Annotated in this window: 25 protein-coding genes and 1 pseudogene; 2 read left to right on the forward strand and 24 right to left on the reverse strand. The window is 47.0% G+C overall.

Features of this window, described 5'->3' with window-relative positions:
* Positions 1-24 precede the first annotated feature (24 nt).
* The 4 genes and pseudogenes from ACESON_RS12650 to ACESON_RS12665 form a co-directional block, all read right to left on the reverse strand.
* Positions 25-1,968, reverse strand: coding sequence for a YgiQ family radical SAM protein (locus ACESON_RS12650; protein WP_177959637.1), 1,944 nt, complete (start codon positions 1,966-1,968; stop codon positions 25-27).
* Between the two features lie 11 nt (positions 1,969-1,979).
* Positions 1,980-2,642 (reverse strand): HAD family hydrolase, encoded by a 663-nt coding sequence (locus ACESON_RS12655; RefSeq protein WP_373110320.1) that lies wholly within the window; start codon positions 2,640-2,642, stop codon positions 1,980-1,982.
* A gap of 60 nt (positions 2,643-2,702) precedes the next feature.
* Positions 2,703-3,437 (reverse strand): annotated as a pseudogene (locus ACESON_RS12660) (pseudouridine synthase); the annotation flags it as partial.
* Complete coding sequence (locus ACESON_RS12665) at positions 3,437-4,858, reverse strand: RsmF rRNA methyltransferase first C-terminal domain-containing protein (protein WP_373110250.1); 1,422 nt, start codon at positions 4,856-4,858, stop codon at positions 3,437-3,439. The pseudogene ACESON_RS12660 and the gene ACESON_RS12665, both read right to left, overlap by 1 nt.
* 123 nt (positions 4,859-4,981) lie before the next feature.
* On the opposite strand from ACESON_RS12665, the gene ACESON_RS12670 reads away from it, so the two are divergent.
* On the forward strand, positions 4,982-5,962 hold the full coding sequence (locus tag ACESON_RS12670) for a nucleoside recognition protein (protein ID WP_373110252.1): 981 nt from the start codon (positions 4,982-4,984) through the stop codon (positions 5,960-5,962).
* A gap of 6 nt (positions 5,963-5,968) precedes the next feature.
* Here ACESON_RS12670 and ACESON_RS12675 read toward each other — a convergent pair whose 3' ends face one another.
* The 4 genes from ACESON_RS12675 to ACESON_RS12690 all read right to left on the reverse strand — a co-directional run bounded on the left by ACESON_RS12675 (position 5,969) and on the right by ACESON_RS12690 (position 7,992).
* Complete coding sequence (locus ACESON_RS12675; protein ID WP_177959633.1) at positions 5,969-6,550, reverse strand: vacuolar family H+-ATPase subunit H; 582 nt, start codon at positions 6,548-6,550, stop codon at positions 5,969-5,971.
* Between the two features lie 40 nt (positions 6,551-6,590).
* Positions 6,591-7,070: a pantetheine-phosphate adenylyltransferase gene (gene coaD / locus ACESON_RS12680; RefSeq protein WP_177959632.1), complete on the reverse strand. Its 480-nt coding sequence runs from the start codon at positions 7,068-7,070 to the stop codon at positions 6,591-6,593.
* Between the two features lies 1 nt (position 7,071).
* Positions 7,072-7,626, reverse strand: coding sequence for a 16S rRNA (guanine(966)-N(2))-methyltransferase RsmD (rsmD, locus tag ACESON_RS12685; protein WP_177959631.1), 555 nt, complete (start codon positions 7,624-7,626; stop codon positions 7,072-7,074).
* 159 nt (positions 7,627-7,785) lie between these two features.
* Positions 7,786-7,992 (reverse strand): small, acid-soluble spore protein, alpha/beta type, encoded by a 207-nt coding sequence (locus ACESON_RS12690; RefSeq protein WP_177959630.1) that lies wholly within the window; start codon positions 7,990-7,992, stop codon positions 7,786-7,788.
* 318 nt (positions 7,993-8,310) lie between these two features.
* Here ACESON_RS12690 and ACESON_RS12695 point away from each other — a divergent pair, with 318 nt between their 5' ends.
* Positions 8,311-9,369, forward strand: coding sequence for an aldose epimerase family protein (locus ACESON_RS12695; protein ID WP_373110253.1), 1,059 nt, complete (start codon positions 8,311-8,313; stop codon positions 9,367-9,369).
* A 252-nt stretch (positions 9,370-9,621) separates the two neighbouring features.
* Here ACESON_RS12695 and asd read toward each other — a convergent pair whose 3' ends face one another.
* From asd to ACESON_RS12775, 16 genes are all read right to left on the reverse strand, one after another.
* Complete coding sequence (gene asd / locus ACESON_RS12700; protein WP_177959628.1) at positions 9,622-10,707, reverse strand: aspartate-semialdehyde dehydrogenase; 1,086 nt, start codon at positions 10,705-10,707, stop codon at positions 9,622-9,624.
* 225 nt (positions 10,708-10,932) lie between these two features.
* A complete protein-coding gene (locus ACESON_RS12705; RefSeq protein WP_373110254.1) occupies positions 10,933-13,167 on the reverse strand; it encodes a DNA topoisomerase (ATP-hydrolyzing) subunit A in 2,235 nt (744 codons plus the stop codon).
* A 14-nt stretch (positions 13,168-13,181) separates the two neighbouring features.
* Positions 13,182-15,101 carry a type IIA DNA topoisomerase subunit B gene (locus ACESON_RS12710; RefSeq protein ID WP_373110256.1) on the reverse strand — a complete coding sequence of 640 codons (1,920 nt, stop codon included), beginning with the start codon at positions 15,099-15,101 and terminating at the stop codon, positions 13,182-13,184.
* 192 nt (positions 15,102-15,293) lie between these two features.
* Positions 15,294-16,028 carry an ATP-binding cassette domain-containing protein gene (locus ACESON_RS12715; protein WP_177959625.1) on the reverse strand — a complete coding sequence of 245 codons (735 nt, stop codon included), beginning with the start codon at positions 16,026-16,028 and terminating at the stop codon, positions 15,294-15,296.
* On the reverse strand, positions 16,015-16,698 hold the full coding sequence (locus tag ACESON_RS12720; protein WP_177959624.1) for an ABC transporter permease subunit: 684 nt from the start codon (positions 16,696-16,698) through the stop codon (positions 16,015-16,017). The genes ACESON_RS12715 and ACESON_RS12720 overlap by 14 nt, the downstream gene beginning before the upstream one ends.
* Positions 16,699-16,720: 22 nt before the next feature.
* The gene (locus tag ACESON_RS12725) at positions 16,721-17,560 is read right to left on the reverse strand and encodes a transporter substrate-binding domain-containing protein (RefSeq protein ID WP_177959645.1); all 840 of its coding nucleotides are present in this window, start codon (positions 17,558-17,560) and stop codon (positions 16,721-16,723) included.
* A 273-nt stretch (positions 17,561-17,833) separates the two neighbouring features.
* Positions 17,834-18,313: a thioredoxin-dependent thiol peroxidase gene (bcp, locus tag ACESON_RS12730; protein WP_373110258.1), complete on the reverse strand. Its 480-nt coding sequence runs from the start codon at positions 18,311-18,313 to the stop codon at positions 17,834-17,836.
* Positions 18,314-18,387: 74 nt separating this feature from the next.
* Positions 18,388-19,572 (reverse strand): MalY/PatB family protein, encoded by a 1,185-nt coding sequence (locus ACESON_RS12735; protein ID WP_373110260.1) that lies wholly within the window; start codon positions 19,570-19,572, stop codon positions 18,388-18,390.
* Between the two features lie 93 nt (positions 19,573-19,665).
* Positions 19,666-20,163: a hypothetical protein gene (locus ACESON_RS12740; RefSeq protein ID WP_373110261.1), complete on the reverse strand. Its 498-nt coding sequence runs from the start codon at positions 20,161-20,163 to the stop codon at positions 19,666-19,668.
* A 185-nt stretch (positions 20,164-20,348) separates the two neighbouring features.
* A complete protein-coding gene (locus ACESON_RS12745; RefSeq protein WP_177958314.1) occupies positions 20,349-20,711 on the reverse strand; it encodes a NifB/NifX family molybdenum-iron cluster-binding protein in 363 nt (120 codons plus the stop codon).
* Between the two features lie 67 nt (positions 20,712-20,778).
* Complete coding sequence (locus ACESON_RS12750; RefSeq protein WP_373110264.1) at positions 20,779-21,633, reverse strand: 4Fe-4S binding protein; 855 nt, start codon at positions 21,631-21,633, stop codon at positions 20,779-20,781.
* Positions 21,630-22,463, reverse strand: coding sequence for a 4Fe-4S binding protein (locus tag ACESON_RS12755; RefSeq protein ID WP_177958312.1), 834 nt, complete (start codon positions 22,461-22,463; stop codon positions 21,630-21,632). Before ACESON_RS12755 ends, ACESON_RS12750 begins: the two co-directional genes overlap by 4 nt.
* Positions 22,460-23,185, reverse strand: a complete 726-nt coding sequence (locus ACESON_RS12760; RefSeq protein ID WP_373110265.1) for a DUF134 domain-containing protein — start codon at positions 23,183-23,185, stop codon at positions 22,460-22,462. Before ACESON_RS12760 ends, ACESON_RS12755 begins: the two co-directional genes overlap by 4 nt.
* Positions 23,186-23,284: 99 nt before the next feature.
* Positions 23,285-23,455 (reverse strand): hypothetical protein, encoded by a 171-nt coding sequence (locus tag ACESON_RS12765; RefSeq protein WP_373110267.1) that lies wholly within the window; start codon positions 23,453-23,455, stop codon positions 23,285-23,287.
* 26 nt (positions 23,456-23,481) lie between these two features.
* Positions 23,482-24,339, reverse strand: coding sequence for a peptidoglycan editing factor PgeF (gene pgeF, locus ACESON_RS12770; RefSeq protein ID WP_373110269.1), 858 nt, complete (start codon positions 24,337-24,339; stop codon positions 23,482-23,484).
* 28 nt (positions 24,340-24,367) lie between these two features.
* A complete protein-coding gene (locus ACESON_RS12775) occupies positions 24,368-24,718 on the reverse strand; it encodes a YraN family protein (protein ID WP_177958309.1) in 351 nt (116 codons plus the stop codon).
* Positions 24,719-24,724 lie beyond the last annotated feature (6 nt).

Here is a 24,724-nt window from a genome sequence, read left to right on the forward strand (position 1 = left end):
TGCCTTTCCTGACTGGTAAATGCTTTATTTCTGCTTCTTATGATGAACATTGCGGATGGTTTTCTTTTTTCCGCCTGACTGTTTACCTGTATTTGCTCCTGCTCTTCCTTTTGCATCCTTTCCCCCTGGTGCTTTTCCATTTCCGGAATGTCCCCAGGAGCCGCCGCTCATGCCAGCTCTCGGACGAATCAGACATTTCTTGTCAAAACCAATCAGATCCGTTCTTCCGGCCTGAATCAAAGCCTCCTTTACCAAATCATAGTTTTTGGGATTCCTGTACTGAATCAGAGCTCTCTGCATTGCCTTTTCATGGGGATTCACCGGCACATAAACCGGCTCCATATTTCTGGGATCCAGTCCTGTATAATACATACAGGTAGAAATCGTAGAAGGCGTCGGATAAAAATCCTGAACCTGCTCCGGCATATAGCCCAGATCCCGCAGATATTCGGCAAGTTCCACTGCTTCTTTCAGCGAAGAGCCTGGATGGGAGGACATCAGATACGGAACCAGATACTGCTCCTTATGAATACGGGCATTCATTTCTTTATATTCTTTTACAAACTGGTTGTATACTGCATTTTTCGGCTTTCCCATTTTGGAAAGTACAGCGTCGGATACATGCTCCGGAGCAACCTTCAGCTGACCGCTCACATGGTGCTCACAAAGCTCCCTCAGGAAAAGACGGTTTTTATCTGCCAGCAGATAATCAAACCGGATACCGGATCGGATAAAGACCTTTTTTACCTTCGGAAGTTCTCTCAGCTTTCTGAGAAGAGCAATGTAATCACTGTGGTCTGCCCGGAGATTTTTGCAGGGTTCCGGGAACAGGCACTGTTTATGGGGACATGCCCCCTTTGTCAGCTGCTTTTCACAGGCCGGGAAACGGAAATTGGCTGTCGGCCCTCCCACATCGTGAATGTACCCCTTAAAATCCGGTTCCTCTGTCAGAAGACGCGCCTCCTGAATCAGAGATTCGTGACTTCTTGCCTGAATAATCCGCCCCTGATGGAAGGTTAAGGCACAGAAGCTGCAGGCGCCAAAGCATCCACGGTTGCTGATCAGACTGAATTTAATCTCACGGATAGCAGGAACCCCTCCCAAGGCCTCGTAGGATGGGTGATAGCTGCGCATATAGGGAAGCGCATAAACCTGATCCATCTCTTCCTGAGTCAAGGGCTTTGCAGGAGGATTCTGAACTACAAACTCCTTCCCAAAATAAGGCTCCACCAGACGTTTTCCCATAAAAGGATCCGTGTTGCTGTACTGGACATAAAAGCTTTTCGCATATTCCTTTTTATCCCGCTTCATTTTATCATAATCCGGAAGCATCTGATAGTCATAAACCACGTCCAGATTCCGGGTTCTGAACACCGTTCCGTCAATAAAGGTAATATCCTTTACCTGAATTCCGCTGTTTAAGGCATCTGCAATTTCCACAATAGAATGCTCTCCCATTCCATAAGAAATCAAATCTGCCTGGGAATCCAGAAGCACAGAACGCTTCAGCCGGTTGGACCAGTAATCATAATGAGCCAGTCTTCGCAGGCTCGCCTCAATGCCGCCAATAATAATCGCCGCATCACGGTATACAGAACGGATCAGGTTACAGTAAACCACAACCGCATAATCCGGTCTTTTTCCCATCACGCCTCCCGGAGTATAGGAATCCTGCTGACGGCGTTTTTTTGACACCGAATAATGATTAACCATAGAATCCATATTTCCCGCAGAAACAAGGAATCCCAGCCGTGGTTCCCCAAGAATCTGGATACTGGACGGATCTGTCCAGTCAGGCTGGGCAATGATCCCTACTTTATAACCATGGGCTTCTAACAGACGGCTGATAATGGCTGTTCCAAAGGAAGGATGATCCACATAGGCATCTCCCGAAACATAGACGAAATCACACTGCTCCCATCCTCTCTTTTCCATGTCCGCCCGACATATCGGCAAATAATCATGCATATTTATTGTCCTCATTTTTTATCGAATATTTCATCGTAGTCTTCTATATAATAATCAGCCAGAGCCAGCTTCTCCTCCCGCATCGGCGCAGAGAATTCATCTTCTATGGCGCAGACTGTCATTCCAGCTGCCTTACCTGCCATAATGCCTGCAGGAACATCCTCAAAAACCAGACATCTCTCCGGAGGTACCTGGAGCGTTTTTGCAACCTTTTGGTAAATATCCGGAGCCGGTTTTCCTGCCGCTACCTCACAGGCTGTCGTAATCACCTGGAAAAATGCTTCCATATCCAAAGAATGGAGCACAGCGTCTACCATAGCACGACCGTTGCTGGTGGCAATACCTGCCCGGAAACCATTCTCCTTCAAATAGCTGAGAAAACGACGGACTCCTTTTTTCATCGGTACCTGGCAGCGGTATTTTTCAATACTCATATCAACCCAGCACTGCTTAATCTCTTCCAGACTGTCCGGTATCTGAAACTTTTCCTTAAAATAGACAGCTGTTTCCGAAAAGCTCATTCCTTCGATTTCTTTCTGCAGCTGCGGAGGACATTCGTATCCAAATCTTCCCAGATACTCAATATCAATCTGCTTCCACATCCACATGGAATCCACCAGTGTACCGTCCAGATCAAAAATAACCGCCTCTTTTCCCTTTAAGAGCTCGGGAATCTTCTGTCCTGTCTCCTTCTGTTCATAGTCCAAATCAGGATGATCCGCCTTCTCACTTCCCTCCTTCAGCCCCTCCAGCTCTTCCTCTGTCAGCTTTCGAAACTCTCCCGGCCTAAGCGATTCATCCAGCCGCAGGCTTCCCATGGAAAGACGTTTTAAAAACACCACCTGACATCCAAGTGCCTCAAACATTCGTTTAACCTGGTGAAACTTCCCTTCCCGGATAGTAAGAAGAATCTCCGTCTCAGAAGAAGCTTCCCCGCATTCACAAACGGGTGTCAATATGGACAGCTCCCCAGGCATCACCTGGGTACCGTCAGACAAGGTCATCCCCGCCGCAATCTGTTCTTTGCTGTCTGGGGGAAGCGTTCCGGCTACCCGGGCATAATACTGCTTATCTACATGTTTTTTTGGAGACAGCAGCTGATGAGCCAGCTCTCCGTCATTGGTAAGAAGCAGCAGGCCCTCTGTATCAATATCAAGACGGCCCACAGGAAACAGATCCCGTCTGATTTCCCCGCCAAGCAGATCGATTACCGTTTTGTGAATCCGATCCTCTGTTGCAGAGACAACCCCCTGCGGTTTATTCAGCATATAGTATTCATACGCATGATAGGCAACCGGTTTTCCATCCAAGAGCACTTGATCCGCCTGTGGATCGATTTTTCGATCCGTCTTTTTTTCCGTCTGTCCGTTTACCTGAATTCTTCCCTTTTTTGCAGCCTCCTTAATCTGAGAACGGCTGCCTTTATTCATTTCTGTAAGATATTTGTCAAGTCGAATTGTCTTTCCCATTATTGCCACCGCCATCCCGGATAATATTTATTTTTCAAAACTGCTCCTGCGTTTTTTGCCCATCCCAGAGGCCAGCCATCCACACATACTAAAATCCAGCCATTTTTGGGCCATGCATCCTGTCCTGCTTCCTCCTCTGTCAGACTGACTGTCTCTCCCTTCAGATACCGGATCACCCGCTCATCTGACCGTTTCATGGAAAAGCAGCAGGCGTACCGGGACGGACTAAGTACCATAGCAGCCGCCTGAGACGGCTCAAAACGCTGTTTTTTCTGTTCTCCCAGAAGAAGGCCCGTTCTCAGATACCGAAGCCTCCATCCGGGCTCAAAGTCCTCTGGAAGCAGATAAACCAGCTGATCCCTGATCATCATCCTCTCTCTGGGAAAAGGACTGGAAAGCTGCTGTTCCCACTGCAGAAAGCCTTCTCCCAGCTCTGCATCGGAAGGTCCTTTTCTCAAAGCTCCTGTCTGACCTTTCCTTCTGGTTTTCCCAGTCGCCTGTTCTTCCGAAATTTTCTGAGAAGAACTGCTGCTTTTCTTATGAAAAAGGGCTGCAAAATGTCCTTCTCCTTTTATTTTATGGGGAAACAGGCGAATCACCGGTTCTTTGTTGATTCCCGGCTGCGCCCCCTCCCACAACAAAAGAGGCATCAGTTCCAGCTCCGACTCCTGGTCTAAAAGCCAATGAACTGTATCCTCATCCTCACAGGCCGCAAAGGTACAGGTAGAATACAGCAGATACCCGCCGGGCTTTAACATCCGCACTGCCTGAGAAAGGATCTGCCTCTGGATCGGAGCATAATACGAAGGTCCATGTTCCTGCCAGCTTTTGATCAAATCCGGATCCTTCCGAAACATGCCTTCTCCTGAACAGGGGGCATCCACAAGAATCTTATCGAAAAACGGCCCAAAAACATCTGCAAGCTTTTCCGGAGTCTCGCTGGTTACGCACAAATTGGAAACTCCGGCCAGCTCCAGATTCTTCAGCAGAGCCTTTGCCCGGGAATTGCTGATGTCATTGGATACTAAAAGCCCCTGTCCCTTCAGCCGCGCTCCCAGCTCTGTGCTTTTCCCTCCAGGCGCTGCACAGAGATCCAGAACCCGATCTCCTGGATCAACGGGAAGAAGGGCAGCAGGAGCCATCGCACTGGGCTCCTGCAGATAATAAAGCCCTGCATAATAATAGGGATCCCTGGCTGGTCTGTCCTGATCCCCAATATAATATCCATTGCCCGTCCACAGAACCTGCTCCGTTCCGTAAGGACTTATGGACTTCCAGGTTTCCGCAGTCAGCTTTCCTGTATTGATGCGCAGTCCCTGATGAGGATTTTCCTCATAGCTGGCCAGCCAGGCGCTGTACTCCCCGCCCAGAAGCTCCTTCATGTTTTCTAAAAATGTTTCCGGAAGTTTCATCAATCGCATATATTCCTTTCAGGCGAAATTTTATTTAGTATACCACAGATTCAGGTTCATTGAAACTGCTGGACGCATAAATCCCCCGGTGTCTTCATAAAAAATAATAACATTGTAGCCGGAGGTTCTCCCATGACTGTCAAAACCATCCCCATTGTCCTTTTAGGACTGGTGCTTGCTTTTCCCGCCTTAGCCGTCCAGGGTGCGTCCGAGGGGCTGCTTTTATGGTATCAGACCGTGCTTCCTGCCCTGGCGCCTTTTCTGATTCTCACACAGCTTCTCACAGTCTCAGGCGGCGCCGGGCTGCTTGTAAAACCTGTTTATCCCCTGGTTTCCCGTCTGTTCCATGTTTCCGCATCTGGGACCTACATTCTCCTTTGCGGGCTGCTCTGCGGTTATCCTCTGGGGGCAAAGCTGTGCGGCGATTATTTCCGTCAGGGAAAAATCTCACAAAAAGAAGCCCAGTATCTCCTGGCCTTCTGCTGCCATCCCAGTCCCATGTTCCTTCTTGGCTATGTCAGACAGCAGCTTCCGGTTGGCATCAATTCCGGTCTGCTTCTGCTTTCTGTCTGCCTTCCGGTTCCCCTTCTGTCCTTTCTGGCACAAAAGCTGTACCAGCCTCAAACTGGCGGACAAAGGACTTCCTCTCCCGTCCGCCTGGAAACTGCACCTGTCTGTCTGGAGTCCATTCTTTTATCCTCCGCAGAAACCATGGTTCTTATCGGCGGCTGTATGATGATGTTTTCCATCTTTGCCCTGTGGATTCGGCAGCTTTCCATTCTTCCCGTCCGCCTCCAGGCCCTTGTTGCCGGAGCAGTGGAAATGACCACAGGAATCCATCAGATCTCCACGGTATTTCCAAAATACACAGCTGTTGCCCCTGCGCTGTCTGCTGCTGCCTTTGGAGGGATCTCCGGGATTTTTCAGACAAAAAGTGTCCTTTCTGATTCCCTCATACAAGAAAAACACTCGCAAGAAGGCCTTCCTGTGACATCAAAAAATGCCGGAGGGCTGTCCATCCGGCATTATGTACTGTGGAAACTCATTCACGCGGGACTCACCTGCATAGCGGCACAGCTGCTCATCCATCTCATGCAGCCGCTTGGGCTGTAAGAAGAATTACTGCTGCTCTTCTTCCTGTACAGGCTCCTCTGCCGGAGCAGAAATACTTCCGGACAGCTCATTGCGGTTATTGGTAACAATATCATAGCTTTCCTGCATGGAAGCGCGGAAAGAATCAAAACGTCCCTGAGCTTCTTCAATAGAATGGTTAATGATTGCCTGCAGACTCTGCAGCATACTGTCTGTGTAATCAATCGAGCCCTGACGAACGCTGTTGGCCTCATCTACTGCATTGTCAATAATTGCCTGAGCCTGCTGCTGTGCTTCCTCAATGATCTGATTGGCATTGGTATAAGCCATCTGCATAATTTCGTGCTCATTTACCAGTTCATTGGTCTGCTGGGTTGCATCCTTTAAAATGGCATCTGCCTGCGCGCGGGCATCATTCAAGATAGCATCCTGATTGCTGATAATCTTCTGGTACTTCTTTATCTCGTCGGGAATCCGAAGACGAAGTTCAACCAACAGCTCCTCCAGCTCCTCTTTATTGACCAGAATCTTGGTTGTGGAAAGGGGCTGAAACTTACAGCTGTCAATATATTCTTCGATTTCACCGATTAACTGTTCAATTCTACTCATGTTTCTTCTCCTCACTTCTATGTGTACTTGGCTGCAGCCATTATTTTCCGAGCTTTTGCTTTACCTGAACAGCAATATCCGGATGAAGGAATGCGTTAATATCTCCATTGAAGAATGCAATTTCCTTTACAATGCTGGAACTCAGGTAGGAATACTTCAGATTGGTTGTCAGGAATATAGTGTCAATATCAGGGGCAATTACCCGGTTGGTCTGCGCCATCTGAAGCTCGTATTCAAAATCTGTAATAGCCCGCAGACCTCTCACAATCACATCGGCACGGCACTGGTGGACAAAATCAACCAAAAGCCCGTCAAAGGAACGAACCTCAATATTTTCCAGATGTGATGTAATACTCTTTATCATATTAACACGTTCTTCCACAGAAAACAACGGAGTTTTTGAATTATTCTGCAAAACTCCGATGATTACATGATCAAACATGCGGGCAGTACGCTCGATAATATCCATATGTCCCAGGGTCACAGGATCAAAGCTGCCTGGATAAACTGCTGTCGCCATATCATTCACCTCGATAGACAAACACATGCCGGTTTGTCTTGTATTGTTTATTTTTTTCCATAAGAAAGCCCATGGATTCCAGATAGTCAAAGGAGGTCTCCAGAGATGCTTCTATAATAATGGTACTCTGTTTATCAATCAGAGCAGATGTCTTCAGGCAGGAAAGTGCCTGACGCTCCAGCTCCTGATTGTAGGGAGGATCCATAAAAATATAATCAAACCGGTATTTGCCCTCTAACCGCTTTAAGGCAGAAAGCGCGTCGCAATTCATCACCAGAGCCTGTTCTTCCAGCTTCGTGGCCTTTAAATTCTCCCGGATAATCTCTGCCGCCTTTGGATTTTGCTCTACAAATACCGCAAATCCGGCGCCGCGGCTTAATGCCTCGATTCCAATTCCACCGCTTCCGGCAAACAAATCCAAAAAACAGCAGTCTGCCAAATCGTACTGAAGCATATTAAAAAGCGTTTCCTTAATCCGATCTTGAGTGGGCCGGGTGTCCATTCCTTCCAGAGTTTTTAACGGAACCCGTCTTGCCTTTCCGGCTATCACACGCATAGCATAACTCCTTTAAACTTTTTCATGTACCATTATATAGTTAAAATTCAGGTTGCACAAGCAGTTTATTTACAAAAAATAGAAAAATCCCGGAGCTTTCTGCCCCGGGATTCCTCCTCCTGTTTGATTGAAACAGAAAAATCGGCTGAAAGTCAGGCCTTACTTACCGGCCATCTGCTTCTCCTGAGCTTCAATCATTTTCTTAACCATATAACCGCCCACAGATCCATTCTGTGCGGAAGTCAGGTTTCCATTGTAGCCGTTGGATAAGGGAACGCCCAGTTCGTTTGCAACTTCCATTTTGAAACGATCCAGTGCCTCTTTTGCCTCAGGTACCTCTGCTCTGTTAGAAGATTTGCTTGCCATAAGTGTAGTCTCCTTTCAAATTCGCCTGTCATGGGACAGGCGAACACTTGCGTTCTTTTCCTGCCTCACGACCGGTTTGTTTTTTGTTACGTTCCTAGTATATGTACGAAACAGAATAATACACTGGCATCTTCTGTGTGTTTTGTCAAAATATAGCAGTCCTGAAAGAAAGCATATCTTTCACTTTTTTCCTGCCATTCTTTGTGCTATAATTCTAAGTAAATCGGAACCGCCGTCTTCTCTTCCTGCTATTTTGTCGGGAGAGTTGGGCAGTCCCAAACAGCTATCATTTCATAAAACGAAAGGACAGAAACGATTATGGCATGGAAAAAAGAAGCATTCGGCACTCTGGAAAACGGAGCAGCAGTCAGCAAATATACGCTGACCAATGAAAATGGCGTATCTGCCGCATTTACAGATCTGGGCGGCATCTGGCTGGAGATGAAGGTTCCGGATCGGAACGGAAAACTGGCAGACGTATTGTTAGGGTACGATTCCGTAGAAGATATTCTGACAAAAAGCGGTCATCTGGGAGAAATTGTGGGCCGCAATGCAAACCGAATCGGAGGCGCAGCCTTTACTTTAAATGGCATTACCTATGCCCTTGTGATAAATTCCGGAAGCAAAAACAATCTCCACAGCGGCCCGGACTTTTACAGAAGCCGTCTCTGGGATGCTGATGTAGAGGAAACCGGTCTTGGTACCAGAATTACCTTTTCCCTGTTCAGCCCTGACGGAGATCAGAACTATCCCGGCAATGCCAATATTGCCGTCAGCTATACTCTGACTCCGGACAACAGTCTCCGTCTGGATTATCTGATGGTTTCCGACGCGGATACCATCGCCAATTTTACAAACCACGCTTACTTCAATCTGGCCGGTCACGATGCTGGAAGCGTTCTGACACAGAAGGTATGGATTGATGCAGATACATATACTATTCCAGATGCAGAATCCATTCCCACCGGAGTTCTGGAGCCTGTCAAGGGAACTCCCATGGATTTTACAGAATTAAAAACCATTGGCGATGAGATTGACGCAGATTATGAACCCTTAAAAAATGCCGGCGGCTACGATCATAACTGGGTTCTGAACCATGCCCCCGGCGAGCTGGCACTTTCTGCCAGAGCCGTGGATGAGGCAAGCGGACGAACCATGGATGTGTATACGGATCTTCCTGGCGTTCAGTTCTATACAGCAAACGGCCTGAAGGGACAGATTGGAAAGGGAGGAGTCCTTTACGATCCACGGTACGGATACTGCTTCGAAACTCAGTATTTCCCGGATGCTGTCAATAAACCCCAGTTTGCTTCTCCCATTGTAAAAGCAGGCGAGGAATACAAAACCACTACCATTTATCATTTTGATGCAGAATAATCCATGCCTCAATGATTCTTTACTGACAATCAAACATATCCCTGATTTCTGCCGCCAGTCCAAAAATGCTGGCGGCAGTTTCCATCTGCACAAAAAATGTTCCTCGGCACATTACCGTGCTGAAACGCGGCTGCGTTAGCAGCCATTTTCTCTGGCGCGCAGTGCGCATCCCTGTGGCGCGTTTTTGTATCACAGGACGCACTTTCTATGATCAAAAGAAAAACGGACTCCAAAGAGTCCGCATTTTTTATTTTATTTTGCTGCAATATATCCCTGAGCAGTCAGAAGCTCTGCACAGAGAACTGCTCCGCCGGCTGCGCCGCGGACAGTATTATGAGACAGGCCGACGAACTTATAGTCATAAACCGTATCCTCTCTCAGACGGCCTACAGAAATTCCCATTCCGTTTTCAAAATCTACATCCAGAGATACCTGGGGACGGTTGTCCTCCTCCAGATACTGAATAAACTGCTTCGGTGCGCTGGGCAGCTCTAATTCCTGAGGAAGTCCCTTAAAGCTTACCAGACGATCAATCAGCTCCTCTTTGGTTGGCTTTTTACGGAATTTTACAAATACGGCAGCTGTATGTCCGTTTAATACAGGAACACGGATGCACTGGCAGGTAATCACCGGCTCAGCAGCCTTGACAATTACGCCGTCCTCAATCTTACCCCAGATTCTCAGAGGCTCCTGCTCGCTCTTTTCTTCCTCGCCGCCAATGTAGGGGATGATATTTCCCTCCATCTCCGGCCAGTCCTGGAAGGTCTTTCCTGCGCCGGAAATTGCCTGGTAGGTTGTAGCTACCACTTCATAGGGTTCAAACTCCTTCCATGCTGTCAAAGCAGGTGCATAGCTCTGAATGGAGCAGTTGGGTTTTACTGCAATGAAGCCTCTGGTGGTACCCAGACGTTTTTTCTGGAATTCAATCACCTGGAAATGCTCCGGGTTAACCTCCGGAACAACCATGGGAACATCTGGAGTCCAGCGGTGTGCGCTGTTATTGGAAACAACGGGAGTCTCTGTCTTTGCATATGCCTCCTCAATAGCCTTAATCTCATCTTTTGACATATCAACGGCGCTGAATACAAAATCTACGCTGGCAGCTACCTTCTCTACCTCGTTGACATTCATAACAACCAGCTTCTTTACTGCCTCAGGCATAGGAGTCGTCATTTTCCAGCGTCCGCCTACTGCCTCCTCGTAGGTCTTTCCGGCAGATCGGGGGCTGGCTGCAACCGTGACTACCTCATACCACGGATGATTCTCCAACAGGGAAATAAATCTCTGGCCTACCATACCAGTAGCGCCTAATACACCGACTTTTAACTTCTTTTCCATAATTGTACACTCCTTATTCTCCTCATATTGCAGTCCCCGGATGCGCCGGCTGTTTCTTATGGCCTGTTCGGAAACCACGGTAAAAACATGTGACCTATACTACTCCTATTTCAGAAAAAAATCAAGAGGAATTCGCGAGAAAAATACATTTGTCTTCACTGCAAGGACATACTCTCTTTCCTAAACACAGTTGTTCGCCATACAAAGACTTTCTTTCATATCTGCTTACAGTCTTACCTTGCTTCCTTTTCCATCCCGCTTTGCTATTTTCAGGCGGTTTAAATGAACCTCTTTCTTTTTATAAGTAATCACCGGATTCTGGCTGACAAAATAAATCTCCTCCAGCGCCTCACCCTCGCTCATACGAATGCCCCGCACACCGCGGGAAGCCTTCTTCATCTCCGGAATCTCCTCCATAGAAAACCGCAGGAACACATCTCCCGTCGTCTGAAGAACCAGATCTGTTTCTGTTCCAACTACCCGGATCACAGCTACCTGATCTCCTTCCTGAAGCTTGGTCGCCACTACCGTCCGGTTATTTGTGATAAATTCCTCAGCAGGCACCTGCTTCATCATACCCATTCTGGTAGCAAACAGAAGCATCTGTCCTGTCAGACGGCCAAAACAGGTAAGAAATACAATCTCCTCCCTGCTTCCGTCATATTTGCTTACGTTATCAATCGGCGTGCCCTTGTCACGAAGCTTGCCGAAAGGAATTTCCATAACCTTTACCTGGTGAAGACTTCCTGTGTTGGTAAAAATACAGATCTTATCTGTATTCAGACAGGGAATCCTGTGCTTGTACTCCTGATCTACCGTTTCCTGATTTCGCTCATAAGTCTGCCGATCCAGGAGCTTGCAGTAGCCAAACCGATCCATAACAAACACAACCTCCTGCACCTCCATCGGCGCCTCCTCATAAACAGCTTCTTTGCCGTCTTCAATCACTGTGCGGCGGGAAACAGCAAACTCTTCCTTAATTTGTTTCAGATCCTCCTGAATCACCTGATTCATGGCATCGCGGCTTTTCAAAATCTTCTCATACCGGGCAATTTTCTTCAGGCATTCCTTATATTCCTTCTCCAGCGCCATGATTTCCAGGCCAATCAGCTTGTAAAGCCGCATTTCCAGAATGGCTGCCGCCTGCTTCTCTGTAAAATGGAGCTGTTTGGCGTCCTCTTCAAAGCCGGGGTGCTTAAACTGAATTCTGGATATGTCTCCATACATCAGACATGCCTTCGCATCCTTCAGATTTTTGGATCCCCTTAAAATGGCAATGATCAGGTCAATCACATTACAGGCCTGAATCAGTCCTTCCCGAATCTCCTTCCGCTCCAGCTCCTTATCCAGAAGAGCCTGGTATTTGCGGGTCGTATTCTCATACTGGAACTCCAGGTAATGATCCAGAATCCCTTTCAAATTCAGAGTCTCCGGTCGTCCATGGGCAATCGCCAGCATATTGACGCCAAAGGTATCTTCCAGCTTCGTTTTTTTATAAAGGATGTTTTTAATTTTGTCAATGTCCGCATCCTTTTTCAGCTCCAGAACAATGCGGATTCCTTCTTTGCTGGACTGGTTGGAAATATCTACCACATCTGTCAGCTTCTTACTTTCCACCAAATCGGCCACGTCCATCAGAAATTTGTTAATGCCCGCGCCAATCATAGTATAGGGAATTTCGCTGATGACTAACTTATCACGATCTGCCTTTCTCCGCCCAAGCTCTACTTCAATTTTTCCGCGGAGCTTGATTTTTCCGACACCTGTTTCATAAATTTCCTTCAGATCCTTTTTGTTTGCAATAATACCCCCGGTAGGAAAATCCGGGCCGGGAAGATATTCCATCATCTGAGCAACATCCATTTGCGGCTGATCAATATAAGCCTGAACCAGCTCTACCACCTCGCCCAAATTGTGAGGCGGAATGCTGGTGCTCATTCCTACGGCAATTCCCTCAGAACCATTGATCAAAAGGTTGGGGACCCGCACCGGAAGAACCTCCGGCTCCTTTTCCGACTCATCGTAGTTGGGAACAAAATTTACGGTCTTGTCCAGATCCTTCAGGTAAACCTCTTCTGCAAATTTCTGAAGCCGCGCCTCTGTATAACGCATGGCTGCTGCACCGTCTCCCTCAATGGAACCGAAATTTCCGTGTCCGTCTACCAGGGCCATACCCTTTTTAAATGCCTGCGACATGACAACCAGTGTATCATAAATGGAACTGTCGCCGTGAGGATGATATTTACCCATGGTATCGCCTACAATACGGGCCGATTTCCGGTGTGGTTTATCATGCCCCAGCTTCAGCTCACTCATATCATAAAGAACCCGGCGCTGAACCGGCTTTAAGCCGTCCCGGGCATCAGGAATGGCCCGCGCAGTAATGACACTCATGGAGTAATTCAGATAGCTGCGCTGCATTTCCTCTGAAAATTCTGTTGTTAATATTTTTTCCGCCATGATCCTTCTCCTTCTTATGCGTCAATTTCCGCTTCTTCTGCGTGGTCGTAAATAAATTTCCGTCTGGGGGGAACGTCACTGCCCATAAGCATTTCCGTTACCTCTGAAGCCATGCGGGCATCCTCAATCTCCACCCGTTTCAGAACCCGGTGCTCCGGATCCAGGGTTGTCTCCCAAAGCTGCTCTGGATCCATCTCACCAAGACCCTTGTACCGCTGCAGGCGGAACTCTCCTGTGTGTGTTTTCCGGTAACGCTCCAGTTCCTTGTCATCATAAAGATACTGCTCCTGCCCTCTGGAAGGAATCACCTTATAGAGCGGCGGCATGGCAATAAACACATGGCCATTATAAATCAGCTCCGGCATAAAACGGTATAAAAAGGTCAAAAGAAGGGTGTCAATGTGGCTGCCGTCCACATCCGCATCCGTCATCAGAATAATTTTATGATACCGAAGTCTGGAAATATCAAAATCATTGCCGTAGCCCTCGGAAAAACCGCAGCCAAAGGCATTGATCATGGTTTTAATCTCCGCATTTGCAAGCACCTTGTCCATAGAAGCCTTCTCCACGTTCAGGATCTTTCCACGGATAGGAAGAATAGCCTGATACATTCTGTTTCTGGCTGTCTTGGCAGAGCCGCCTGCAGAATCTCCCTCAACAATAAAAATTTCACACTTCTCCGCATCCCGGCTTTCACAGTTAGCCAGCTTTCCATTGCTGTCAAACGAAAATCTGGACTTGGTCAGCATATTAGTCTTTGCCTTTTCCTCTGCCTTCCGAATTTTCGCAGATTTTTCAGCACAGGCAATCACCGATTTTAAGACCTCTACATTCCGGTCAAAATAGTGCTGCAGCAAATCTCCCGTAACCGTAAAAACCGCCTTTGTCGCATCGGCGCTGGCCAGCTTGGTCTTCGTCTGTCCCTCGAAAATCGGATCCGGATGCTTCACTGCCACAATGGCTGTCATTCCATTTCTGGTATCTGCGCCGGTAAAGTTGGGATCCTTTTCCTTCAGGATGCCCAGCTCCCTGGCATAGGAATTGATCAGCTGAGTAAATCTTGTTTTAAAACCAACCAGATGGGTACCGCCCTCCTGGGTAAAAATATTGTTGCAAAAGCCCAGAATATTTTCTTCAAAGGTATCTACAAACTGAATCGCAACCTCCACTTCAATCTTATCAATCTCACTTTTAAAATAAATTGGCTCATGAACGGCATTTTTTCCGTTGTTGATTTCCTTTACATAAGAAATAATTCCTTCCGGCTCATGATAAACAACCTCCTCCTCTTCTCCTGGCCTGCGGTTGGCATAGAAAATAGTCAGTCCGGGGTTCAGATAAGAAGTCTCGTGAAGACGGCTTTTCAGCCAGTCTGCCTTAAACCGTGTCTTTTCAAAAATTTCTCCGTCCGGAAGAAAATTAATCTCTGTTCCAGTCTCCTTTGTCCTTCCCAGAGTAGGAAGAAGGCCATTTTCCAGGGAAATTACCGGAATCCCCCTTTCATAGGCATCGTGATGAATATAACCGTTTTTATAAACCTTCACATCCATCCGGGCAGATAAAGCGTTCACCACAGAAGAACCTACGCCATGAAGTCCTCCGCTGGTTTTGTAGGCGTCATTGTCAAATTTACCTCCTGCATGAAGCGTAGAAAGAACAATTCGCTCTGCAGATACACCCTTTTTATGCATTTCAACAGGAATGCCACGACCACTGTCCCTTACGGTGCAGGAACCGTCCGCCTCCAGCGTTACCCAGATCTGGCTGCAGTATCCGGCCAGGTGCTCATCCACCGCATTATCTACGATCTCATAGATCAGATGGTTCAGTCCCTTGGTGCCTACGCCTCCGATATACATGCCGGGCCGCTTGCGGACTGCCTCCAATCCTTCCAGCACGGTAATACTGTCTGCATTATATTGTGTCTTTGCCATGATATTCCTCCATTATTTCCTGTAATCCCATGCTATTATAAACAAAATGTCAGGCAAATTGCAAGCCTTCCTTTAAAAAAAGTTCGAACATATGTTTTATTTTATAAAAATTCCCTGTTCCGTCACAGCACTTTCCTGTAACAGAAAAAACCTGCGGAATCCGAAAGATATCGGATCACGCAGGTTTTTTGATTATAAAACTTTATTTAAGAAGCTGATGGTTCTCTCTTCCTTTGGATGAGAAAAAATTTCCTCTGGAGTTCCTTCCTCCACAATATAACCACCGTCCATGAAGATTACCCGATCGGCAACCTCTCTGGCAAAGCCCATCTCATGGGTTACAACAACCATGGTCATTCCCTCTGCTGCCAGCTGTTTCATAACCTCCAGCACCTCTCCCACCATTTCCGGGTCAAGGGCGCTGGTTGGCTCGTCAAACAGCATAATATCCGGATTCATTGCCAGAGAACGTGCAATAGCTACCCTCTGCTTCTGTCCGCCGGAAAGCTGAGCCGGATAAGCATCCGCTTTATCTGCCAGCCCTACCCGGGAAAGAAGATCTCTGGCCTTTTCCTCTGCTGCCTTCTTATCCATAATCTTTAGCTCAGTAGGAGCCAGCGTAATGTTATCCAAAACAGTCAGATGGGGAAACAGATTAAAATGCTGGAATACCATACCGATGTTTTCCCGAACCTTATTAATATTCACATTCGGATCTGAGATGGGATGGCCGTCTACGATTACCTCGCCTGCTGTAATCTTTTCCAGGCGGTTTAAGCACCGCAGAAAGGTACTCTTTCCAGAACCAGAAGGACCAATGAGGCAGACAACCTCTCCCTCCTTCACCTCCAGGCTGATTCCCTTTAAAACCTCCAGCTTTCCAAAATTCTTTTTTAAATGCGTAACGGAAATTTTACTGTTTTCCATAAGATACCTTCCTTTCTACTATCACTGCAATCCTGGAAAGGATGGTGCAGATCACTAGGTAATACAGGGCAACTGCCACCCAGATAGCCATAACCAGAGAAGCCGAGTTGGCGGCAATAATCTTACCGTTCTGAGTCAGCTCCCGGATTCCGATTATAGAAATCAAGGAGGTATCCTTCATGGAAATAATAAACTGATTGATGATTGAGGGCATCATGGTGCGGAATGCCTGGGGAAGAATGATCTTGCTCATAGCCTTTCCATAAGGAAGTCCCAGACTGCGGGCCGCTTCCATCTGCCCTTTGTCAATGGCTTCAATACCGCCACGGATAATCTCTGCCATATATGCGCCTGCATTGAGACTTAAAGTCACGGCGCCTGCCGTAAAATTCCCACCAATGGCGCCCCAGCTAAAGCCATAAGGACGCAGCACCTGGCTGAGACCATAGAAAATAATCATAGTCTGAACCATCAGAGGGGTACCGCGGATAATGTCAATGTAAATATTGGCAATTACCTTTAAAGGCTTTATGCCGGAAACTTTAAACAAGCCGAAGATTACACCCAGTATCGTAGCAAAAAATAAAGATACTGCCGTAAGCTTCAGGGTTTCGCCCAGTGCAACGTTAAAGGACGGAAAATATTTAATCAGTACGTCTATTACAGCCATTTCATCATCACCTTATTTGTCATTATTTAGAGATATAAGTATTTAAAATCTCATCGTATTTGCCACTGTCCTTGATATTCTTAAGACCAGCGTTGAACATCTCTACCAACTCTGTATTCTGACCCTTCATAACAGCAAAGCCGTAAGAATTGCCGTTTTCCATAGGAAGCGGAAGCTTAAAGGCAACGCCTCTGGAAATCTCATAGCCCAGTACCGGGTAGTCCTCAAAGCAGGCTACGGAGTTGCCGGCTAAAACGTCCTGATACATACTGGAGGAATCCTCAAACTGGTTGATGGTAAAGCCATACTGCTCTGCAATAGACTCTGCAAAGGAGCAGCCCTCAGTACCGATCTTTGCTGCTACTGTTTTATCCTTCAGATCCTCATAAGATGCGATATCGGAATCTGCATTAACTGCCATACCAACGCCGGAATCGTAGTAGGGCTCAGAGAAATCATACTTTTCTTTTCTTTCATCTGTAATAGACATGCCGGCAATCACTGCATCATACTCTCCTGCCTCCATACCGGTACATGCGGCAGAGAAACCTGCTACAACCAGCTCATATTCAAAGCCCTGATCATCAGCAATCGCCTTCAGAATATCCAGGTCAATACCAACCATCTCCCCCTTATCATTCTCAAACTCAAAGGGTGCAAAGGTTGTATCTGTTGCAATTTTGTAAACCTTACCGTCTGCAGCTTCTGTGTCTGCTGCAGCCGTATCTGCCGCTGTGGTATCAGCCGCGGTAGTATCAGCTGCCTTCGTCTCTGCTGCTGTGGTTTCCTTTGTGTTTCCACCACATGCGGTCATGGATGCTGCCATTACAGCTGCCATAGTAAGTGCTAACGCCTTTTTCATCATAATCAATTCCTCCTCGTTTTTTTGTGAAATAAAAAAGAAGCTCGCTCGCGAGCTTCTCCGCCTGCGGCGGGTCGCTTCTGCGACAAAATTCTCTTCCGACGCATGGCGATCCTCGCGGAGCGTTTTTATGTCATAGGACACACTTTCCTATGACATAAAAAAGGACAACGTAAATAAATACGATGTCCCCCTTGACTAATGGCTCGCTCAGCCATTTCTGAAATTCTAGCACAGAAATACATGCAAGTCAAGCAGTTGTTGTTATCACAACTAAAAAGTTGTGATCGTTTTCTGCTCTTCCAAATAAGCCAGAATATCTGCAGCATTCGTATCTGGCTTTACCTTTTCCATTGCCTTTTCAATGATTCCGTTTTCATCAATAAGATAGGTACTGCGCACAACTCCCATAGATACCTTTCCATACAGCTTTTTTTCTTTCCAGACATCATAAGCCTGAATTGCCGTAAGCTCCGGATCTGATAAAAGAAGAAAGGGAAGCTGATACTTGGCCGCAAAGTTGCTGTGAGATTTTACGCTGTCTTTGCTGATTCCTATTACAGCGACTCCCAGTTCTCTGAATTTGTCATAAGCGTCTGCAAAAGCGCACGCCTGTCTGGTACATCCCGGAGTACTGTCCTTCGGATAAAAATACACGACGGTCTTTCTGCCTGCAAAATCAGACAGACTTACCTGATTTCCATCCTTGTCAGACAGCGTAAACTCCGGCGCTTTGGTTCCCGGTGCCAACATAAGCAATTCCTCCTTGCTCTAACATAAACTTTTATGAAAATCATAGGACAACTATCCTCGTTTGTCAATAGACTTTACGCGGTCTGGCGTTCCAGCCCCTTCACCGCCTTTTCCAGCTGCCTCATTGCCTTTTCCAATACCGAACGGGGACATGCTGCATTTAACCGCATATAGCCGCTTAAGCTTCTCCCAAAGGTATCTCCCTCGTTAAGACCAAGTCCTGCCTTTTCAATCATAAACTTCCGAAGTTCCTCATTATTAAGCCCCAGCTTTCTGCAGTCCAGCCACACCAAATAGGTAGCATCTGGAATATTAGGTTTGATCTGCGGAATATGCTCCTGACAGTAATTGCGGATAAATTCAAAGTTTCCATCCAGATACACCAGCAGCTGTTCTAACCACTCCTCTCCTTCTTGAAAAGCTACCTCCATCGCCACAGAACTGAAGGCATTATTGCGATGAATGTCCATAGCAGCCCAGAACTGATCAAACGCTTGTTTCATTTCCAGATCTGGAAACACGGTTGTAGATGCCTGAAGGCCAGCCAGATTAAAAGTTTTCGTTCCAGAAATGCAGCTGATTACCTTTTTTCCGATTTCCTCTGAAACAATGGCTGTAGGCGTATGCTTTTTTCCGTGAAAAATCAAATCAGAATGGATCTCATCGGACACCAGAAGTACATCATTGGCAATACAGATATCTGCCATTTTCTTCAGCTGTTCCCTGGTCCATACAATTCCCAAGGGATTATGCGGACTGCACAGAAGGAACACCTTTGCCTCTTCTGCCTTTTTCTCAAAGTCTTCAAAGTCAATGGACCATACTCCATCCTGCTCCACCAGCTGATTTTCCAAAACCTGACGTCCCAAAGCCTCAGTAATATCGTAAAATTCTGAATACACTGGAGTCTGAATTAAAATCTTGTCTCCGGGCTTGGTGAACACCTGCATAATTCCTGCAAGAGCAGGAACCACGCCCAAGCTCCAGCTTGCAAGCTTCGGCTCAATCGTCCATCCATTCCGCCGCTCCTGCCAAGAGCAGATTGCCTTAAAATAACTGTCTGGACGGGAGGTATAGCCCCAGATGCCTTCTTCTGCCTTTTTCTTCAAAGCATCAATAATAGGCTGTGCCGTTTTAAAATCCATATCCGCTACCCAAAGAGGAATTACATCCATGGTTCCGAATTTTTTCATTCGTTCATCGTATTTAGATGAACGATTGGTACTGCGGTCAATCACCTGATCAAAATCATACTTCATTTTTGCCACCTTCCCCATTCTACTTCAAAATTCTATGCTGGATCACAAAAGCCGGGGGCATATCCCCCGGCCCGTGTTTATTCATCTGCCTGTTTAGGACGGAATCCATGCGCCGTCTGCGCCTACCTGATATCCATCCGGTGTTGTGGTATTTGTAAGCAAATGACCTCTGGTTCCGTCAGAAACCTCATGGAAATAGTACCATTTCCCTTCAATCTGATGCCATCCCGTATACATATGGCCTCTGGTTCCATCTGCTGCGGAATGCAGATAAAACACCTGATCATCCAGCTGCAGCCAACCGCTCGCCATATTGCTGTTCGCATCAAAATAGTACCAGGAATCTACCCCTCCCCAGTGCACCAGCTGCCAGCAGGAGGTTGCAAGATTTCCGTCAAAATAAGTAAAGGTCCAGTTCCCGTCTGGGCGCTGCAGCCAGTATCCGTCAGCTGCATCTGAAATAGTTCCAACCGGCGGTGCAGACTCTGCATAAGCACAAAGCGGTACTGCCACAGTCATCGCTGCTGCTGCCAGCAGGGCTGTGATCATTCTGCGGCCTGCCTTGCTGCGTGTGAAAAGATTTTTTCTCATAAAATCTCCTTTCCTTTGCAGTTTTCCGTCAACTGCATCTCTTGTTCTGAATTATAGCACAAAACTGCAAAAGGAAAAATATCCTCTTTTGCGGAAATTTAAGAAGAAATGTATACACTTTTCACAAAAATAACATCCATTTTATGAAACCAGAGCATTTTTATATTATAGAATGCGCTTTTAAATTAGTGATGTCCACCGCACTCATCTGCATGCTCATGGTTATGGCAGATAGAGCCAGTAGAAATCAGCTCACCCTTTAAATAAGTCTCTACAGCTGCTCTTGCATCTCCCTGAACACCTACAATTACTTCTACGCCGCGTTCATTGAAAATATCCACTGCGCCGCCGCCCATACCGCCGGAAATAATCACCTGAGCCCCATTGTCTGCCAGGAAATTCGGCAAAAAGCCTGGACGATGACCAGGATTGGGGACAGAATTTTCAGAAATAATCTTTCCATCCTCTGTGTCAAAAAAGATAAAGTTCTCACAATGTCCAAAATGTCCTGCTACACTGTTTCCCATAGCTGCTACTGCAATTTTCATATTCCTTACTCCTTTATATTTAATAAATTTGCTGTAACGATTCCAGTGGATACTCCGTCCTGAACAGTTACAGTTTGATAACATTTTGATAGATCTCCTGCAGCGCATTTCTGGCTGGACAGTCGATATCTGCAAGGGTTTTTCCCATATTGATCGCCTCAGAAGCAGACTTATCATATGGGATCTGTCCGACAAACGGAATCTGCTCTTCCTGACAGAACTGCCTGATCTCCTCTGTATGCTCTGGGCTTACATCCCACTTATTGACACAGACTGCCAGCTTTGCCTGCAAATTTTCGGCTGTTTTTACCAGCCTCTTTAAATCACTGATTCCAGAAAAACTTGGTTCTGCCACTACCAGAACCAGATCCATACCGCTGATAGAGGCAATGACTGGGCATCCAATTCCTGGAGAGCCGTCTATCACAGCAAGCTCTGTTTCCGGAGCATGCTTCAGCATCGCCATTTTCACCTCAGTAACCAGCTTCCCCGAATTTCCACGCCCCATTTTCAAAGCGGCTGTGGAAAACACACCATCCTCCAGATACAGCTCTTTTCTTCCCGCCACATCCTTTTCCAGAGTTACTGCCCCTGAAGGACATACATAAGAACAGACGCCGCAGCCTTCACAGGCATATTCATTTACCCGAAACCTGCCTTCACAGGGAATCAGGGCAGAAAAACGGCAGTGGGACTGGCAGGTTCCGCAGCCAGTGCATTTTTTCGGATCAATCACTGCTTTATCTCCTCCCAGAAAGGAAGTCACCTCAGGCTTTCCTCTCCGCTCTGCTACCAGATGAAGGTTGGGGGCATCCACATCACAGTCCGCAATTGCCCTCGTCTGAGAAAAACGAATCAGAGCTGCCGCTGTCGTAGTTTTTCCTGTACCGCCCTTTCCGCTTAATATCAAAAGCCGCTTCATGATACACCTCCCATCTGCTGAATCTGCTCAAGAAGCTCAGAAAACAAATGGTTCATCTCCAGACTGTGGCTAGAAACAATTTGTCCTGTCGCTGCCAGAGCTGCAAGATGGGAATCGTAAGGGATTCTGGCAAGAATCGGAAGTCCCTGCTCCCGACAGAACTGTTCCAGCGGTTCATAAGGAGCATCCTGTTTGTTAATCACAACGCCGCAGGGCTTTCCAAGAAGAGAAACCAGCTCATAAACCATCTGGAAATTATGAAATCCAAAAGCGGTTGGCTCTGCCACAAGAACACAGAAATCCGCATCCATGACACATTCCATCACACTGCAGGCGCTGCCTGGAGGACAGTCTAAAACGGTAAATCCGTCCGCCAGCTTCAGCGCCTCTCGAATAATCGGAATTCCCGAGGCTTCCCCCGGATTTAAAATTCCAGTTACTACCCGAACATTTTTTGCTGTTCCGATTTCCAGAATACCAACTGGCTTTTCTCTTTCTGTAATGGCATTTTCCGGACAAACCAGACTGCAGCCGCCGCAGCTGTGACAGACCTCGGAAAAAACCATCGGTTTTTCTTTGATATACATCAGAGCGTGAAACCGACAGAACTGTACGCACTTTTTACATCCAGTACATCTTTCGGCATCAAAAACAGGAAGAAGCGTGCTTACCTGTGAGGAGGTCACCTGGCCGGGCTGAAAAAACAGACGCCCATTGGGCTCCTCCACATCACAGTCAATATAAACTGCCCGCTCTGCCACTGCTGCAAGATTCACTGCAGTCAGAGTTTTCCCTGCTCCGCCCTTTCCGCTTAAACAGGCAATCTTCACTGTACACCGTGGAAGCCGCCATGAAACTGAGTCAGCTCCTCAAGCCTTCCCTCCTCCAGCGCAGCTAAATCCTCCGCAGCGGCCTTGTTTGCGGATTTATAAATTTTCATACCTGCTTCGTGAAAAACATCAGCAGCATTCTGTCCACAGCGGACGGTAATCAGATCGGTCACCTGATTGTCTACCAGAAACTGGGCAGCCTGAATCCCTGCCCCTCCCTGCGCCTGAGCTGCCGGATTTTCTTCAATAACATCTATTCCATTTTCCCGAAACAAAAAATACGGCGCGCGAGCTAAAACAACGCACACATCCTGTTGATTCTCATCCAGGGGAACTGCTATTTTCATTCCTTCAACCTCCTTAAACAACCTTTGTTCACAGCGGCTGCGGTGTCTCCTGCAGCCTCCGCAGCCGCAGAAATCTTCTTTTCCGTCACAAAGCTGATAATCACCGCCTTCAATTTTCAGCGGCCGCCCGTCTACCAGCGCCTCTGCCAGCTTCTGTCTGGCAGAATTGTAGATCATCTGAACGGTAGTCCTTGCAACCTGCATATAGCTGCTGCACTCCTCCTGAGAAAATCCCTGCCGGTCAATCAGACGGATCGCCTCGTATTCGTCCACCGTAAGAATTACGGCAAAATCACAGGAACTGCTGCCTGCCGGAAAAAACTCCCGAATCTGAGGCATCTGACATACTTTTCTGCATTTCTTTGGTCTTGGCATATGAGCCTCCCTGTATTCCCTGTCGCTGTTCTGTTATATAAATTTATTTATGGCATATGTCATTAACTATTTGGAGTATACCTCTATTTCCGGCATATGTCAATAACTTTCTCTTTTCAGCTGGTGCAAAAGCCGAAGAGGCAGCTCCATCACACATCCTTTCAAAGGATTCACAATCTGGCTGATACGAAGATTTCCCTGCAGGGATAAAAGCATCGCCGCCTGAGCATCCGTCAGTTCAAATCTATAATAGAAAAATGCCGGAAGCACTCTGCCTCCGGCATAACCATATTTTCTTATTTTTCTTCCTTCAGCCCCAAAAACGCCGCCAGATTGCCTCGTTCATTTCCCGTTGTCCGGTGAGAGAACAAAAGCTCCGGATTACAGTGGGTGCAGATATCCGTTGTATGAATATTCTCCTGTTTCACACCTGCCTCCGCAAAAATAATCTCATTGGCCAGCCACAAATCCAGCTGATACTTTTCATTGTCTTTCTGATAGAAAAGCCTGTCATGCCAGGACTCGTCAAATGCCTTCCGGAATTCCTCCACAACCTCACCGCCTACTTCAAAGCAGTCCTGGCAAATGCTTGGGCCAATACAGGCAATTACATCCTCTGGATTGGTGCCATAGCTCTCTCTCATAGCATCCAGAGTTTTCTTTCCCATTCTGTTTACCGTTCCTCTCCATCCGGAATGAGACAAGCCAATAGCCCGGTGAACCGGATCCAGCAGATACAGAGGAACACAGTCTGCATAAAAGGTAACCAGAGTAATTCCCAGAACATTAGTGATAAGGCCGTCTACATCCTGATAATCCCGCGGCCGGACAATCCCTTTTCCCTCGTCCTCTTCCGTCACCTTTCTCACATGAGTAGTATGGGTCTGATAGGACAGAACCATTTTTTCCGGCGCCGTCCCAAGAATTTCTGCCATGCGGCGGTAATTCTCCATCACATGCTCCGGCTCGTCTCCTCTGGTAAAAGAAAAGTTCATAGAAGAAAAAACACCTTTGCTGACACCGCCTATACGGGTAGAAAAGCTATGGCTTACCAGACCGCTTTCCTCTAAAGCAGGAAAAGACAGCCAGACAACACCATTTTTTTCTTTTATATTTAATTGTTCTTTCGCCTGCTTCCGTTTCCATGACACCATAGCAGTAAACCTCCGTCTCCCGATTTTATTAAAACGCATCCCGAATCCAGGATATCTGATCTCCAAGAATACAGATCACATCAAATCTGCACCTTGTCTCCTCTCCATATCCGCAGCTGTACAGATAATATTGAGCAGTGCTGCGGATACGACGCTGTTTGGACGGTGTCACTGCCTCAGCCGGATCTCCCATTGTCCGGCTGGAACGGTATTTTACCTCCACGAAAACAAGCATCGGACCATCCCTTAAAATCAGATCAATTTCTCCCTGACGGCAGTAAAAATTCTGTTTGAGCAGCTTTAGTCCTGCCTTCTGCAGGTAGTCTGCGGCCATCTTCTCATAATGCTGTCCGGTATGGCGCTTATTTTCTGTATTCATCCCAGG

Origin of the sequence: Lachnoclostridium sp. Marseille-P6806 (genome assembly GCF_964238185.1) — a bacterium.
Classification (GTDB): Bacteria; Bacillota; Clostridia; order Lachnospirales; family Lachnospiraceae; genus Brotaphodocola.